General features: G+C 72.9%; 15 protein-coding genes and 1 pseudogene. 8 read left to right on the top strand and 8 right to left on the bottom strand.

What is annotated here, in order from left to right; translation table 11 throughout:
• Positions 1-43 precede the first annotated feature (43 nt).
• The 7 genes from ACTWPP_RS01725 to ACTWPP_RS01695 form a co-directional block, all read right to left on the bottom strand.
• Positions 44-1,054: a polyprenyl synthetase family protein gene (locus tag ACTWPP_RS01725; protein ID WP_443102236.1), complete on the bottom strand. Its 1,011-nt coding sequence runs from the start codon at positions 1,052-1,054 to the stop codon at positions 44-46.
• A complete protein-coding gene (hpnE, locus tag ACTWPP_RS01720) occupies positions 1,051-2,637 on the bottom strand; it encodes a hydroxysqualene dehydroxylase HpnE (RefSeq protein ID WP_443102235.1) in 1,587 nt (528 codons plus the stop codon). Before hpnE ends, ACTWPP_RS01725 begins: the two co-directional genes overlap by 4 nt.
• Positions 2,634-3,503: a presqualene diphosphate synthase HpnD gene (hpnD, locus tag ACTWPP_RS01715; protein ID WP_443102234.1), complete on the bottom strand. Its 870-nt coding sequence runs from the start codon at positions 3,501-3,503 to the stop codon at positions 2,634-2,636. The genes hpnE and hpnD overlap by 4 nt, the downstream gene beginning before the upstream one ends.
• A 4-nt stretch (positions 3,504-3,507) precedes the next feature.
• Positions 3,508-4,383, bottom strand: a complete 876-nt coding sequence (gene hpnC / locus ACTWPP_RS01710; RefSeq protein WP_443102233.1) for a squalene synthase HpnC — start codon at positions 4,381-4,383, stop codon at positions 3,508-3,510.
• 288 nt (positions 4,384-4,671) lie between these two features.
• Entirely contained in the window at positions 4,672-5,502 is an 831-nt protein-coding gene (locus tag ACTWPP_RS01705; RefSeq protein ID WP_443102232.1) for a helix-turn-helix domain-containing protein, read from the bottom strand.
• A gap of 228 nt (positions 5,503-5,730) precedes the next feature.
• A complete protein-coding gene (locus ACTWPP_RS01700; protein ID WP_443102231.1) occupies positions 5,731-6,540 on the bottom strand; it encodes an SAM-dependent methyltransferase in 810 nt (269 codons plus the stop codon).
• A gap of 482 nt (positions 6,541-7,022) precedes the next feature.
• Positions 7,023-8,063, bottom strand: coding sequence for a PucR family transcriptional regulator (locus ACTWPP_RS01695; RefSeq protein WP_443102230.1), 1,041 nt, complete (start codon positions 8,061-8,063; stop codon positions 7,023-7,025).
• A 199-nt stretch (positions 8,064-8,262) separates the two neighbouring features.
• Here ACTWPP_RS01695 and ACTWPP_RS01690 point away from each other — a divergent pair, with 199 nt between their 5' ends.
• The 8 genes and pseudogenes from ACTWPP_RS01690 (at position 8,263) to bdeA (ending at position 13,858) form a co-directional block, all read left to right on the top strand.
• Entirely contained in the window at positions 8,263-8,958 is a 696-nt protein-coding gene (locus ACTWPP_RS01690) for an SDR family NAD(P)-dependent oxidoreductase (protein ID WP_443102229.1), read from the top strand.
• A complete protein-coding gene (locus ACTWPP_RS01685) occupies positions 8,959-9,705 on the top strand; it encodes an SDR family NAD(P)-dependent oxidoreductase (RefSeq protein ID WP_443102228.1) in 747 nt (248 codons plus the stop codon).
• A gap of 20 nt (positions 9,706-9,725) precedes the next feature.
• A complete protein-coding gene (gene speB, locus ACTWPP_RS01680) occupies positions 9,726-10,727 on the top strand; it encodes an agmatinase (RefSeq protein WP_443102227.1) in 1,002 nt (333 codons plus the stop codon).
• Positions 10,728-10,771: 44 nt separating this feature from the next.
• Complete coding sequence (locus tag ACTWPP_RS01675; protein WP_443102226.1) at positions 10,772-11,737, top strand: polysaccharide deacetylase family protein; 966 nt, start codon at positions 10,772-10,774, stop codon at positions 11,735-11,737.
• Complete coding sequence (locus ACTWPP_RS01670; RefSeq protein WP_443102224.1) at positions 11,734-12,354, top strand: amino acid permease; 621 nt, start codon at positions 11,734-11,736, stop codon at positions 12,352-12,354. The genes ACTWPP_RS01675 and ACTWPP_RS01670 overlap by 4 nt, the downstream gene beginning before the upstream one ends.
• Positions 12,351-12,590 carry a hypothetical protein gene (locus ACTWPP_RS01665; protein WP_443102223.1) on the top strand — a complete coding sequence of 80 codons (240 nt, stop codon included), beginning with the start codon at positions 12,351-12,353 and terminating at the stop codon, positions 12,588-12,590. The genes ACTWPP_RS01670 and ACTWPP_RS01665 overlap by 4 nt, the downstream gene beginning before the upstream one ends.
• A gap of 49 nt (positions 12,591-12,639) precedes the next feature.
• Positions 12,640-12,798: pseudogene (locus ACTWPP_RS01660) on the top strand (DUF6183 family protein); the annotation flags it as partial.
• A gap of 214 nt (positions 12,799-13,012) precedes the next feature.
• Positions 13,013-13,858 (top strand): bis(hydroxyethyl) terephthalate hydrolase, encoded by an 846-nt coding sequence (bdeA, locus tag ACTWPP_RS01655; RefSeq protein ID WP_443102706.1) that lies wholly within the window; start codon positions 13,013-13,015, stop codon positions 13,856-13,858.
• Between the two features lie 40 nt (positions 13,859-13,898).
• On the opposite strand, the gene ACTWPP_RS01650 is transcribed toward bdeA, so the two are convergent.
• The gene (locus ACTWPP_RS01650) at positions 13,899-15,224 is read right to left on the bottom strand and encodes a PucR family transcriptional regulator (protein ID WP_443102222.1); all 1,326 of its coding nucleotides are present in this window, start codon (positions 15,222-15,224) and stop codon (positions 13,899-13,901) included.
• Between the last annotated feature and the right edge of the window lie 83 nt (positions 15,225-15,307).

The following is a 15,307-nucleotide window of genomic DNA, read 5'->3' as shown; positions in this document are numbered from 1 at the left end:
GCCTGTGTTGACTCGTCGGTGCTGACGTGAGGGACGTGAGGGTTCAGTGATCACGGGAGGTGACGAAGAGTGCGATGTCGCGGAACTCGGCGCGGACGTGGCCGTCCATCCCCGAGTCGGCGAGGTGCCGCTCGGCCGACGCGATGCGGCGGTCCGCCTCGGCCGCGGCCCAGTCCCGTCCGCCCGCCGCCTCGACCAGGCGGGCCATCTCCCGCAGCGCGTCCTCGGACGGCTGCTCCGGCCGCGCGTACAGTTCCGCGAGACGTCCGGACTCGGCGGTCCCGGCGTTCAGCGCGAACACCACGGGCAGGGACTTCTTGCGCGCCCGCAGGTCCGACAGGACGGGCTTGCCGGTCGTGTCCGGGCTTCCCCAGATGCCGAGCAGGTCGTCGACGAGCTGGAACGCCAGGCCCATCTCGGCCCCGAACCCGGTCAGCGCCGTGACGAGCCGCGTCGGCCCCTCGCCGAGCATCGCCCCGATCGAGCAGGCGCAGGCGAGCAGCGCCCCGGTCTTGTCCGCGGCCATGGCGAGGCACTCGTCGAGGGACACGTCGTCGCGCTGCTCGAACCCGAGGTCGAGCGCCTGCCCCGTGATGAGCCGCTGCGTGGCCGCGGTCAGCGCCCGCGCCGCCCAGTGCGCGCCGCGCGTGTGCTCGTCCAGCAGCAGGTTCTCCGACAGCGCCAGCAGCGCGTCGCCGCCGAGGATGGCGGCGGACGGGCCGAACACCGTCCATGCGGCGGGACGGTGGCGGCGCGTCCGGTCGCCGTCCATGATGTCGTCGTGCAGCAGCGAGAACGCGTGCACGAACTCGACGGCGACGGCGCCGGGGAGCGCCGTCTCGGGCGGCGTCCCGGCGGCGCGGGCCGACAGCAGCGCCAGCATGGGACGCAGCGCCTTCCCGCCGGCCGCGGCGGGGCGGCCGTCCTCGTCGGTCCAGCCGAGGTGGTAGGCGACGACGCGGCGGGTCCAGGGATCGAGCCGTTCGGCGGAGGCGCGCATCGCCTGGTCCACCAGCGCGCGTCCATCGGTGATGGGGGTCGGGACGGTCGTCATCGGCCGCTCACCTCGTCCGTGCTCTCGTACGTGCTCGGGTCGTACGTGCTCGGGTCGTACGTGCTCGGGTCGTCCGGGGTCCGGGCTTCCGGGGTCCGGGCTTCCGGGGTCGGGTCGTCAGGGATCGGGGCGTACGTGCCGGGGACGTACGTGGCCGGGTCGTAGCCCGGGTCGCGCAGGTGTCGGCGGACGAGGCGGGCGGCACTGAGGCCACTGCGCACGGCTCCCTCCATCGTGTCGGGCCAGCCCGTGTCGGTCCACGCGCCGGCGAGGAACAGCCACGGCAGCCGGGTCGCGGACGCGGGACGCAGCGCGCCGCTGCCGGGGCTCTGACGGAATGTGGCGTGCCGTTCCCGCGTCACGAAGAAGTCGGTGACGCGGGCGCGGCGGGCCGCCGGGAACAGCCGCTCCAGCTCGGGCAGGTAGACCTCCCGCAGCTGGGCGGCCGGGGTGTCGATCCAGCGGTCGGCCGCCGAGACCGAGACCGCGAGGTACTGGCCGCCGTTCGGACCGTTGCCACCGGTCAAGCCGTCCTCACTGGTCAAGCCGCTCACATCGGTGCGGTCGAACACCCACTGGACGGGCGAGTCGACCGCCGCGACGAACGGCTCCCGCATGACCGGCCGGTCGTAGACGACGTGGACGTTGACGATGGGGCTGGACCCGAGGGCCGCCCAGCTCGCCCGGTCCGGGCACGCCTCCTCCGGGACGAGCGCGGCCGCCGCCCGGTGCGGCACCGCGACGACGACGGCGTCCGCGACGGCCGGGGATCCGTTCACCACGAGCTTCGGCCCGGCCTCGATCGCCGACACCTTCCCGCCGAGATGGACCCGGCCGCCGCCCCGTTCGATCTGCCGTGCCGCGATCGTGCCGTGCAGCTCGCCGAGCGGGACGGACGCGACACCGATGTCGGCGGCGTCGGACCGGCCGAGCAGCGCCGTCTGGCACACCATCGCGGCGGGGCCGAGCGCGGCCTCGTCCAGCCCGACGTTGAGCGCCGCCGTGACGAACAGCTCCCAGAGCGCCCGCCTGGCCTGCGGCCGCTGCCCGTGCTCGGCGAGCCAGCCGCCCATGCCCAACCCGTCGAGGGACGGGTCGTCCGGGTCGAGGCGGTCGAGCGCCAGCGACGCGCGGACGGCGCGCAGCCGGTCGGCCGGGGAGAGCAGCGCGTAGCCGGCGAGCGCGGGCAGGAAGTGCAGCGGGCCGGGTGCCTTGGCGCGGCGGAGCCGCCCGCCCGGCCCTTCGGGGGTCAGGACGCGGACGTCGAAGCGGTCCTGGACGCGGACCCGGTCCAGCGCGTCCAGCCGTTCCAGCAGCCCCCGGTACGCCGAGCAGCACTTCAGGAAGATGTGCTGCCCGTTGTCGACGGTGAGGCGCCGCCCGCACGACTCGCGTTCGAAGGAGTGCGTGGCGCCGCCGAGCCGGGGACGCGCCTCGTAGATCGTCGTCCGCAGGCCCGCCTCCTGGAGGGCCAGCGCCGCGGTGATCCCCGCGAGGCCGCCGCCGACGATGGCGACATGCCCTCCGACGCCTTCGGGGCCGTCGGCGCCTTCGGGGCCCCGGAGGCCTCCGCCGGCGCTCATCGGCGGATCCCCGACAGCGCCTTCGCGGACACGGCGGCCTTCTCCCACGCCGGCAGGGACGTGCGCGTGTCCAGCGCGGCGATGGGATCGGCCGTGATGCGTTTCAGCAGGTGCCGGTAGATGCCCGCCATCGCCCCGGCGCAGGCCGCGCTGCGGCGGTCGAGCATGGGCAGCAGCGTGAGCCCGGTGGCGTACCACTCCTCCGCGCGGGACGCCTCGAACCGGATGAGGGACGCCAGCCGTTCCGGCGGGTCGGTCAGCCGGCCCGCCTCGTCCCGGTGCAGCGTGCACCCGAACCGGGCGAGGTCCTTGGCGGGGAGGTAGACGCGGCCGTTCGTCCCGTCCTCCCGGACGTCCCGCAGGATGTTCGTCAGCTGCAGCGCGACGCCGAGCGCGTCGGCGCGCGGCCCGGCCGTCCCGGGGTCGGAGGTCCCGAACACGCCGAGCGACAGGCGGCCGACGGTCCCGGCGACGCACCGGCAGTACCAGAGCAGGTCGTCGAAGGTGTCATAGCAGCCACCGCGGACATCGGCCTCGCAGCCGTCGATCAGTTCCCCGAACGCGTCCAGCGGGATCGGGTGGCGGCGCGCCGCGTCCGACAGCGCCACCAGCACCGGATCGGACGGGCGGGCGTCGAGGTCGGCGAGGTTCGCGCGCTCGGCCGCCAGCTTCGCGAGCCTGTCCGCGGCCGGCGCGTGATGGTCGTCGCCGATGTCGTCGATCCGGCGGGCGAACGCGTAGACGGCGCTCAGCGCCCGCCTCTTCGGCGCGGGGAGCAGCCGGATCCCGTACGAGAAGTTGCGCGCCTGCGAACGGACCACGTTCTCGCAGTACCGGTAGGCACCGGCCTGCGCGGGTTCGCCCATCTCGTCATCTCCTTCCCAGAGTCCGCGACCACTCGGCCAGCAGCCGCGTTTTCCTCGGCCGTGACGGGGCCCCCAGCACGTCGTAGGCCCCGCGTTCCAGCGCCGACAGCGCCGCCAGGCCGCCGCCCACGTATCCGGCCACGGCGACCCGCGCGAAACCGCGGAGCCGCCCGGTGAGCGCCGCACCGTCGTCCAGCATCCGCCCGGCCCGCGCCGCCTGGAGGGCGATCACGCCCCGCAGCCGGGTGGGGGTGACGGCGGCTCCCAGATCGCTCTCCTCGCACCCGAACCGGCGCAGGTCGTCGCCGGGCAGATAGATCCGCCCGTTCCGGTAGTCCTCGCCGGCGTCCTGGCAGTGCTCGATGATCTGGAGCGCGGTGCACACCCGGTCGGACAGTGCGAGCCGGTCCGGGGTGGCGGCGCCGAAGACGTGCAGGACGATGTGCCCGACCGGGTCGGCGGACAGCGCGCAGTAGCCGAGCAGGTCGTCGAACGTGCCGTACCGGGAGACGACCTGGTCCTCGCGGTTGGCCCGCAGCAGGCGGCGGAACGGCTCGGCCGGGATCGCGCGGGCGGTGACCGTCCGGGCCAGGTTGCGCATCGCCGGAAGCTCCGGCGCCGTGCCCGCGTAGATCCGGTCGAGGTCGCGTTCGACCAGGTCGAGCAGGGCCGCCCGCTCACCGGGGGGCGCCTCGTCGCCGATGTCGTCGACGAGCCGGGCGTAGCCGTACACGTTCAACAGGTGAGCACGGTGCCGCGCCGGCAGCAACCGCGTGGCGACCGGGAAGTTCTCCCGGGTTTGGAGTGCGTCCCGGGACCGGCGTTCCTCAGTCTCGTTCCACAGGCGGGTCTCGTTCCACAGGCGCTCGCTGACGGACATGGCGTTCCTTCGAGGGCGGCGGCGTGGGGCGTCAACGATGCCCGGTAACCGGGTGATCGACCGGTAAACATGGGCGTCGAAGAAGCCCCTTGTGGCCTACGTCCCCGAACCGCCGCGCCACCCCTCCCGAATATCCGTTATTTAAGGAAATAGGCCGGAAGTGGTCAGCCGCGAATATGTGATCGCCGAGCGGGTCGGAACGGTGGGTACATGCGCAGAGTCAGTACGTGCCGAGAGTCGGTACGTGCCGGAAATTCGTACGTGCGCAGAGTAAGTACGAGCCGTGGGTCAGTGGGTGCCGGATGAGTAGGTGCCGAGGATTCCGGAGAGAATCTGCGGCGTGCGCTCGGGCGGGGCGGCCTCGGTCACCAGGGTGTTGAAGACGTGCCAGTGCCGCTCGATCTCCGCCCGCCGAACCGGGTACACGGCGCTGTTGGCCCGCTCCAGGTAGACCATGTCGGGCAGTCCCTGCTGCGGGAACCGGACGAGGGTGAGCGGCCCGTCGCCGGCGACGCGCCCGCAGATCCCGAACGGCGCGATCTGGACGGTGACGTTCGGCCGCCGGCACAGCTCGACGATGTGCCGGATCTGGCCCCGCATCGTCTCCGGGTCGCCGATCGGACGCCACAGCGCCGCCTCGTCCAGCACCACCCACAGGTTGAGGGGCCGCGGCCGGCGGCGCAGGACGCGCTGGCGCAGCATCCGGAACTCGACGCGCCGCTCGACCTCCGCCTCGGGGTTGACGCGGCGGATCAGCGCGCGGGCGTAGTCCTCGGTCTGCAGCAGGCCGGGGACGAACTGGGCCTCGAACGTGCGGACCAGCCTGGCCGCCTGCTCGGCGCTCAGGTAGGGCCGCACCCACGCCGGGACGATGTCGCCGTCGGCGTACCACCATGGACGCGCGGTGGTCTGCTCGGTGAGGGCCAGCAGCGTCGCCCGCTCGTCGTCGTCCGCGCCGTAGAGGTCGAGGAGGGCGGCGACGTCGGCGGGTCCGCATCCCGAGCGGCCCAGCTCCATCCGCCCGATCTTGGAGACGGATCCCTTGATCTTCCGCGCGGCGTCCGTCCGGCTGATCCGGGCGTCCTCCCGCAGCGTGCGGAGCCCCCGCGCCAGCAGCATCCTGGGGACGAGGGGGTCCCCCAGGGCGTCTGTGGGCTGTCTTCTACCGGTGATCGTGACGGAGGCCAAGGGGACTCCTCATCGGGGGACAGTCGTGGACGAAGGCCTCACTATACCTTTACGCACCGCGTCGAACACGGAACGGTGAGCGACGTCCGGCGCGCCGCTTCCGTGGGCGGTCTCCGCACGTGTCCGGGTAGGGCCGCACGGATTCGGAGCGGCTCTGTGTCAGGGTTTGCGGGCCAACGCGCAGAGGGTCGGGAGCTCCTCGACCTCGACGCCGACCTCCGGACGCCACGCCCCGCTGGTCACGAGCCCCGGCTCCTCGATCTCCAGCCCGTCGAAGTAGCTGCGGATGAACTCCGGGCTGCGCAGCCGGAACGGGATGGCGCCGGTCTCGTCGTAGGCGCGCTGCGCCGCGTTGAACGCCTCGTTGGTGTCGTTGGAGTCGTGCAGGATGAGGTAGCTGCCGGACGCGAGCGGCTCCATCAGCCCGCGGACGACGCCGAGCGCCTCGTCGGCGTCGACGATGTGCCCCATGACGCCGATCAGCATCAGCCCGACGGGCTGGGACAGGTCGAGCAGCTCCGACGCCCTGCTCATGATCGTCTTGGGGTCGTGCAGGTCGCAGTCGATGTAGGCGGTGCGGCCCTCGCCGCTGCCGGTCAGGAGGGCGCGGGCGTGCGCGAGGACGAGAGGGTCGTTGTCGACGTAGACGACCTTCGCGTCCGGGGCGGCGCGCTGGGCCATCTCGTGGGTGTTGTCGAGGGTGGGCAGGCCGGTCCCGCAGTCCATGAACTGGCGGATGCCGCGCTCGGTGGCGAGGAACCGGATCGCGCGGTCCATGAAGTAGCGGCCGGCGCGGGCGATCGGCACGATGCCCGGATACAGCGAGAAGTACTGGTCGCCGGCGACCCGGTCGATCTCGTAGTTGTCGGTGCCGCCGAGCCAGTAGTTCCAGATCCGGGCCGATTGCGGAACGTCAGTATTGATCTTCGTCTCCGGCGCCTGTTCCGGGCCGCGGGGGGCATCCGTCATCGGTCTGACGCTCCTTTCACCGGTACGGCTCTGTCAGTCACACGATCAGCCGAACGTTCACGCACACGGTCAATGAACGCGTGTCACGGGCCAACCTAGCCCCGTCCATCCGGGGGTGGCCAGAAACGCGAAATTCGGGCCTGTCCGCATTCCCATTGAGGACATTAATGAATACACAGAGTGGGCATGACTCCGAGGTCGGCGTGACGGCGGTGACCGCGGGGGCTCCAGTGGAGATCACGAACGTCCGGCAACGGCCCGTCGTCCCGGCACGCTGCGACGATCACTTACGGTCGCGCCACGGTGCCGTCACCGAAGCGCACAGGGTTCACACCCCGCCGCCGCACACGCCCTCCCCCGACTCTCCCCGCTCTCCGCCGCTCTGCCCGCTTCCCCGCGCCGGCCGGGCATTTCCCATGGAGCAATTCCGACATTTACCGCAATTTCGCTGCCTCCGGCGCGGCACGGCCGGATATTCCGGGTCAGCGCACCACCCAGACCGCTATCGCCAGCGCCACCCGGTCGTCGAACTGAAGGGGATTGCGGCCCGTGAGCGACTCGATCCGGGCCAGACGGTGGCGCAGCGTGTTCGGATGCAGGAAGAGGGCACGGGACGTGGCGCCGACCGAGCCTCCCATGTCGAGGAACGTGCGGAGCGTCTCGGTGAGACGGGTCCCGTGCGCGGCGTCGTACTCGCTCAGCGGGCGGGCGATCTGGTCGACGAACGGGGCCATCTGATCCTGGGTGAGACGGCCGAGGAGCGCCTGGAAGGTGGCCAGGTCGGAGGCGTGGACGACGCCCCCGGAGCGGCGCGCGGCGTCCAGCGCGGCCACGCTCTCGGTCAGCGACAGCGGCAGATGCTCCAGGGGGCCGGGGCTGCCGACGCCCGCCGGCTCGGCCCACGCGTGGTCGTCGTTGGTGATCAGGACGGCCATGTCGCCGTCCACCCCGAGCAGACCCGGAAGATCCTCCTCGGTGGCGTCCATCGCGATCGCGAGAAGCGACTCGTGGTCGAGCCCGGTCTCGTCGATCCGAGGGCGGAGCACCTCCGCGGACGCGAGCCCCTCCCGGACCATGCGCAGCAGCCGCCCGGTCTCCTCGCGCTCGTGCCGCTCGTCGTGGGAGGACGCGAGCCGTTCGGCGAACCACTCGGTGAAGCTCAGGAACGGAACCTCGGGCGGGACCTCCACGAGCGGCAGGGCGAACCGGTCGCAGGCCTGACGCAGGGCGTCGGGCGCGGCGGCCGTCACGTCGCCGATGCCGTAACCGATCGCGCTGGCGCGGCTGGCCTTGGCGGAGCCGGCGAACGCGGCGCACGCCTCGTCGTCGCGCAGTGACGCGCCGACCGTCAGGACGATCTCGTTGCCGCGCAGGTAGGGGCCGGGGTCGAGCAGCTCGGTGGAGTGGGCCCAGCGGATCGGGCGGTCCAGCCCGTCCTCCCCGGCGACCAGGCGCAGCCGGAAGCGCGGCACCTCAAGGAGCTGCCGGACGGTGAGGCGCAGCACCGCGGGATCGCTGGTCACAGCCTCAGCCTCTCACCCCGGGTCGGCGGTGGCGCCTGATCATGACCGTGTTTTGGAGAAGGGCACGACAGCCCGGGCATGGCGCGGTGCATTTGGCCAAGAAATCACCATGCCCCTTGTCACCTGGGGTTATGACGGGTTTGCCTGATGTCTTGCCCACGTGAACGCCCAGCCGTTCACCCACCTGTTCGGAGGTCAGATGCGGGAGCGAGTCGCACTCGTCACCGGCGCGGCGAGCGGCATAGGCGCCGCGATGGTGCGCGAGCTGTCGGGGCGCGGCTGGACGACGGCCGGCCTGGACCTGAGCCCCGCCGACGACGCCGATTACTCGGTGGGCGTCGACGTGTCGGACCCGGCGCAGGTGACCGCCGCGGCCCGGCGGATCGAGCGCGAGCTGGGGCCGATCGAGGCGACGCTGTGCGCGGCCGGGCACTACGCGATCGTCCCGGTGTCCGACATCGCCTGGTCCGAGTGGCACCGGATGCTCCGGGTGCACCTGGGCGGGGTGGTCAACGTCTGCAAGGCCGTGACGCCGGGAATGATGGAACGCGGCCGGGGCAGCGTCGTCGCGGTCACGTCGGAGCTGGCCATCGGCGGCGGGGACGCCGAAGCCCACTACGCGGCGGCCAAGGGCGCGGTGATCGGCTTCGTCCGGGCGCTGGCGGCGGAGCTCGCACCGTCCGGCGTTCGGGTGAACGCGGTGGCGCCCGGCCCGACCGACACGCCGCTGCTGCCGTCCGACTCGCCCTGGCGCAGGCCCGCCTACCTGCAGACCCTCCCCGCCGGGCGGCTGACGGCCGCCGAGGAGATCGCGCTCGCCGCCGCCTACCTCGTCGAGGACGCGACGTTCTGCGCCGGCGAGATCCTGTCCCCCAACGCCGGGGCGGTGATCTAGATGGCGGTCGCACTGATCACCGGGGCCGGCGGCGGCCTCGGCACGGCGATCGCGCGGCGGCTCGCTGCCGGCGGCCACCTCGTCGCCCTCAACGACCACCCCGACCGGGACGTGGCCGGTCTCGCCGCCGAACTGGGCGGCGTGACGGCACCGGCCGACGTGTCCGACCACGAGGCCGTCGAGACGATGGTCGCCGGCGTCGAGCGGCAGACGGGCGAGCAGACCGGGATCCTCGTCGCCGGGGCCGCCTACATGACGATGGCGCCGTTCGCCGAACACGACCTGGACGACTGGTGGCGGATCATCGACGTCAACCTCGGCGGGACGTTCGCGTGCGCGCAGGCCGTCCTGCCCGGGATGGTCGAGCGCGGCGGCGGCCGGATGGTCCTGATCTCGTCCGAATGGGGGCTGATCGGGTGGCCGGACGCCACCGCCTACTCCGCGTCCAAGGCCGGGATGATCGCCCTCACCAAGTCGCTGGGCCGTGAGCTGGGCCCGCTCGGCATCGCGGTCAACGCCATCGCGCCGAGCGTGATCGACACCGCCCAGCTGGAGGTGGACGCGAAGGCCGCCGGGGTGACCGTCGACGAGATCCGCGCCCGGTACGCCGACCGGGTGCCGCTCGGCCGCATCGCCACGCCCGAGGAGGTCGCCGAGTCGGTCGCGTTCCTCGCCGACGCCCGGCTGCCGACGCTCATCGGGCAGACCCTGCACGTCAACGGCGGTACCACGAGGGCCCGCGCGTGAGCCTCCCGGAAAGGAACCCGATGGATCCGGCCGCCCAGGAGCCCCCCGCGCAGGAGCCGGACGCGCAGCAGCCCCTCCCGCGGGAGCCGGTCGGGCAGGTGAACGCCCTGGAGATCCCGCGGTTCGCCGGGCCGACGACGTTCGCCCGCCTCCCCCGCCGCGCCGACGTCCCCGGCTACGAGGTCGCCGTCGTCGGCGTCCCGTTCGACAGCGGCGTCTCCTACCGCCCGGGGGCGCGGTTCGGGCCGGCGGCGGTGCGGCAGGGATCGCGGCTCCTCAAGCCGTACAACCCGGCGCTGGACGTGCTGCCCTTCGCGTCCCAGCAGGTCGTGGACGCCGGGGACATCGCCTGCAACCCGTTCGACATCGGCGCGGCGATCCAGCAGGTCGAGGCGGGGCTGCGGGAGTTGACCGGGGACGGCCGGCGGGCGATCACGATCGGCGGCGACCACACGATCGCTCTCCCGGCGCTGCGGGCCGCGCACGCGCTGCACGGCCCGCTCGCCCTCGTCCACTTCGACGCGCACCTGGACACCTGGGACACCTACTTCGGCGAGCCGTACACGCACGGCACCCCGTTCCGCCGCGCCGCCGAGGAGGGGCTGCTGATGCGGGACGCGAGCGCGCACGTCGGCATCCGCGGCCCCCTCTACGACCCGCAGGACCTGGTGGACGACGCGCGCTTCGGGTTCACGATCGTCCACTGCGCCGAACTGGACGACCTCGGTGCGCGGGGCGTCGCCGAGAGGGTGCGGGCACGGGTCCGGGACGCGCCCGTCTACCTGTCGATCGACATCGACGTCCTCGACCCCGCCTACGCGCCCGGCACGGGGACGCCCGACAGCGGCGGCATGACCAGCCGGGAGCTGCTCGGCATCCTGCGCGGGTTCGCCGGGCTGAACATCGTCGGCGCCGACGTGGTGGAGGTCGCGCCCGCCTACGACCACGCCGAGATCACCGCCATCGCGGCCGCCACGGTGATCTACGAGGTGCTGGGCCTGCTGGCGAAGGGCCGGGCGTGACGGGTCCCGGTGGGACGGGGCCCGGTGGGACGGGGCCCGATGGGATGCGGCCCGCTGATCCGGTCCGGTGGCCGGGGAGGGCGACGTCCACCGCGTCGTTCACCTTCGACCTGGACGCCGAATCGGCCGTCCTGGGCGTCCACCCCGAGGCCGCCGCGCGGCTGAGCGTGCTGAGCCACCAGGCGTACGGGCCGCTCACCGGGCTTCCGCGGCTGCTGCGGATCCTCGCCCGGCACGAGGTCCGGTCGACGTTCTTCGTCCCCGGCTACACCGCGCACCGCCACCCCGGCGCCGTCCGCGCGATCCTGGACGGCGGCCACGAGATCGCGCACCACGGCTACCTGCACGAACCGCTGGCCGGGCCGTGGGGCGCCGTCGACGAGCGGACGGAGGCGGAGATCCTCGACCGGGGCCTGGCCGCCCTGGAGGAGGTCGCCGGCGTCCGCCCGGACGGGTACCGGGCGCCGATGTGGGAGCTGACCCACGCCTCGCCGCGTCTGCTGGCCGAGCGCGGGTTCCTGTACGACACGAGCCTGATGGACGCGGACGTCCCGTACGAGCTGGGCACGGGCACGGGCACGTCCATCGTCGAGATCCCCGTCCACTGGGGCCTGGACGACTGGGAGCAGTACTGCTACCTGCCCGACATCTCCGGGACGGGCCTGATCGAGAATCCCTTCAAGGCCGTGGAGATGTGGCGCGCCGAGTTCGAGGCGCTGCGCCGGGAACGCGGCTGCTTCGTCCTGACCGCACATCCCTTCCTTTCGGGACGTCCCGGGCGTGCCGTCGCGCTGGAAGGGCTGATCGAGCACGTCGCGTCCTGCCCGGACGTGTGGCTGGCGCCGCTCGGCGAGATCGCCCGCCACGTCCGCTCGCTGGGCCTGACACCACGCGCGATCCCGCTGCCCGAAGGCCTCCCCGGGGAGCCCTCCGGCCCGCATGGCCCGCATCGCCTCCCGCCGCAGGCCCCGTCCGGCCCTCCGGACACCGACAGCAAAGGCACGCGATGACCCCCTCCAGCACCGGAATCGGCAAGGTACCGGCCCCCACCGAGCATCCGCACACACTCCGCAAGGGCTTCGACCTGCGTTCGGCGACCGCGCTCGCGTTCGCCGACGTGTCGCCCATCGTCGCGCTGTACGCGATCTTCACGCTGGGCCTGCTCGCGGCCGGTCCCGCGTTCTGGTGGGCGTTTCCGATCGTCCTCGGGGGGCAGCTGCTCGTCGCGTGCGTGTTCGGTGAGCTGGCGTCCCGCTGGCCGTACGAGGGCAGCGTCTACCAGTGGGCCCGGCACGTGCGCGGCCCCGGCTCCGGGTGGTTCGCCGCGTGGGCCTACATGTGGGGCCTCACGATCGCGCTGTCCACGCTGTCGTACGGCGCGGCGAGCTTCCTGCTCCAGGCGATCGGCGTGGACGCGCCCGGCAAGGCCGCGACGATGGGCACGGCCCTGGCGATCCTGGTGCTCGGCAGCCTCGCCAACATCGTCGGCCGCCGGACGCTGTCAACTTCACGACCGTCGGCTTCTACGTCGCGTTCGGGCTGCCGGTGTGGGGCGCCGCGCTGCTGCACCTGCGCGGCGGGTGGCGTCCGGGGTCGTTCAGCCTCGGCCGGTTCAGCGCCCCGGTGACGTACGTGGCGGCGCTGTGGCTGGCCGTCCAGACGATCAACATCTGCTGGCCGCGCGAGACCGGCGACGCCTGGTACATCGAGTGGAGCATGGTCCTGACCCTGACCGTGGTGGGCCTGGCCGGGACGGCGCTCTACCTCGGCTGGGCACGCCACCGGATCGCGCCCGCCTACGGCGAGTCCGAGCGGGCCGAGCAGGCCGGGCAAGCGGGACGGGCCGGGCACCCGGGGGCGTGATGTGGGGGGATCGGCGAAGGGGTGAGGCGGATGGGCCGCCCCGGACGGCGACATCGCGGCCATCGAGGAGGCGGCCGGACGGTGCACCTGGCTCTTCCACATCTCTGACTGGCATTTCCAGGACGTTCCCCCGATGGACGTGGGCATCGCCGTCCTGAGCCCCGACGGCCGGACGGTAGTGATCATCGCCGCCACCGACGCGGATTGACGACCAGCGGTAATGGCACGTTTATCGGGAGTTTGTGGAAAAGGTTCGACGGACCGGCGATTTCGCCGATGTTCGCGGGGCGGGCGCCTGCCGAGAATGGCGGCGTCCTGGAGCCGGGTCCCCGGCCCCACCCCCGTTCTGGAGCCGTTCCCCCCGGCTCCATCGCGAACAGGAGCGAATCGACGTGCTATCCACCCCCAGGCTCGCGGCGAAAATGGTGTTCGCCGCGGCTCTGACCGCGGGAACCATCGCCGTACCGCAGGCCGCGCAGGCCGCGGAGAACCCGTACGAGCGCGGTCCCGACCCGACGGAGTCGAGCATCGAGGCCCCGCGCGGCCCGTTCTCGGTGTCGGATGACAGCGTCTCGTCGTGGTCGGTCTCCGGCTTCGGCGGCGGGACGATCTACTACCCGACGACCACCTCCGAGGGCACGTTCGGCGCGATCGCGATCGCACCCGGCTTCACCGCCAGCCAGTCCAGCATGTCCTGGTACGGGCCGCGGCTCGCCTCGCAGGGCTTCGTCGTCTTCACGATCGACACCAACTCGCGCTTCGACCAGCCCGACAGCCGCGGCCGGCAGCTGGAGGCCGCGCTGGACTACCTGACCGGGCGCAGCAGCGTCCGGAACCGGATCGACTCGTCCCGCCTCGCCGTGATGGGGCACTCGATGGGCGGCGGCGGGTCGCTCGAGGCGGCCCTCGACCGTCCGGAGCTCCAGGCGGCGATCCCCCTGACCCCGTGGAACCTGAACAAGAACTTCCGGAACGTCCGCGTCCCCACGATGATCATCGGGGCCGAGAACGACTCGGTCGCGTCGGTGACCTCGCACTCCGAGCCGTTCTACGAGAGCATCCCCGCGTCGGCGGAGAAGGCGTACCTGGAGCTCAACAACGCCAGCCACTTCGCGCCGAACACCTCGAACACGACGATCGCGAAGTTCAGCATCTCCTGGCTCAAGCGGTACGTGGACAACGACACCCGCTACGACCAGTTCCTCTGCCCCCCGCCGAGCCGCAGCAGCGACATCTCCGAGTACCGCGACACCTGCCCCAACTCCTAGCCCCCCGCCGCTAGCCACCGCCGCTGGCCACCATCGCCGTCTACCGGCCGGGCCGCCCGTTGCCTCCCCGCACGGGCGGCCCTTCGCCGTCCTCGGGGCCGTTGCCGTGCAGGCCGCTGCCGTGCAGGCGCAGGGCGCTCAGCGCGAGGACGAGCTCGACCAGGTCGCGCGGGCGGGCCAGCGTCCGGCCGGTGAGCTGCTCGATCTTGCGGAGCCGGTTGAGGACGGTGTTGCGGTGGCAGAACAGCCGGTCCGCGGCGCGGGCGGCGGAACCGTCGCACGCCAGCCAGGTGCCGAGGGTCGTCAGCAGGACGTCGCGGAAGGCGGGGTCGACGTCCGTGAGGCCGCCGAGCGCGACGTGCCCGAGCCGCCCGGCCAGGCGGGGCTGGGACAGCACGAGGGCGTCGGGGAGGCGGCGGTCCAGCCGGGCGATCTGGTTGCCGGGGCCGCGGCAGGTGCGCAGGGCCAGTTCGGCGAACCAGCGGGCGCCGCCCAGTTCGGCGAGGGAGTCGACGACGGGACTGACGCCGGCGTGCGAGCGCGCGTAGGGGCGGACGGCGGCGACCAGGTCGTCGAGTTCCGCGGTGCCGAGCGCGACGAGCGCGACCTGGGCGTCCGTGCGCAGCCGCCAGATGAACCGCATCCCGGCCGTGTCGCCGGGGCGCCGTTCTGCGCCGTCCCCGAACCCGCTCTCCGCGCCGAGCATGACGACGGCGTAGCGGCCGGTCGCGGGCAGCCCGAGGACGGACGTCGCGGTGGACAGCAGCCCGCCGTCGGCGCCCTGGCCGTCGAGCAGCGCGTCCACGATCGCCTGGACGCGTTCCTCGCTGCGGCGCGCCAGCGCGAGTTCGGTGCGGTGGTAGGAGGCGGCCGCGGCGCCGGACTGCTGGTCGATCGTGTCCCAGGTGCGGGTCGCCTGGCGGATCAGCGTCGGGACGTTCTCCGGGTCGTGCCGGTCGACGACCTCGACCACGGCCTCCCAGAACACCTTCCCGGCGAGCCGGTAGGAGCGGAGCAGCTGGTCGAGCGGCTGCCCCTGGTGGGCCCGGCGCTGCCCGAGCCGCTGCGCCCATTCGAGGTCGGCCCGGCCGCGGCCGGGTTCGAGGATCGTCTCGAAGCCGTGCCCGAGCCCGGTATGGCACATCTCCCACACGTCGCGGGAGAACGACTCGTCGCGGTCGACGCCGTCGCCGGACAGGATCTCGGCGGTGAGCCGGTCGGCGAGGTCGGGCAGGCGGTCGGTGAGGCGCAGCACCGCCTTGCGCATGATCTCGCGGTCGGCCCTGTGATCGGTGCCGCGGTCGGCACCGCGGTCGGCCGTGCGGTCGGCGCTCATCCCGCCGGCCGTTCCGATCCGTCCTCCCATCACCGTGGGCCACCTCCAGCACAACGCGGGGGCCTCATCGTGCCATTTCGGGCACCCAGCGGCCATCGTCCGGCGGTCAGACT

It is taken from the genome of Actinomadura sp. 3N407, assembly GCF_052245875.1.
In the GTDB taxonomy this organism is placed as follows: domain Bacteria; phylum Actinomycetota; class Actinomycetes; order Streptosporangiales; family Streptosporangiaceae; genus Spirillospora.
Note: the sequence above shows the minus strand (reverse complement) of the source record. Positions and strands in the feature narration are given on the sequence as shown.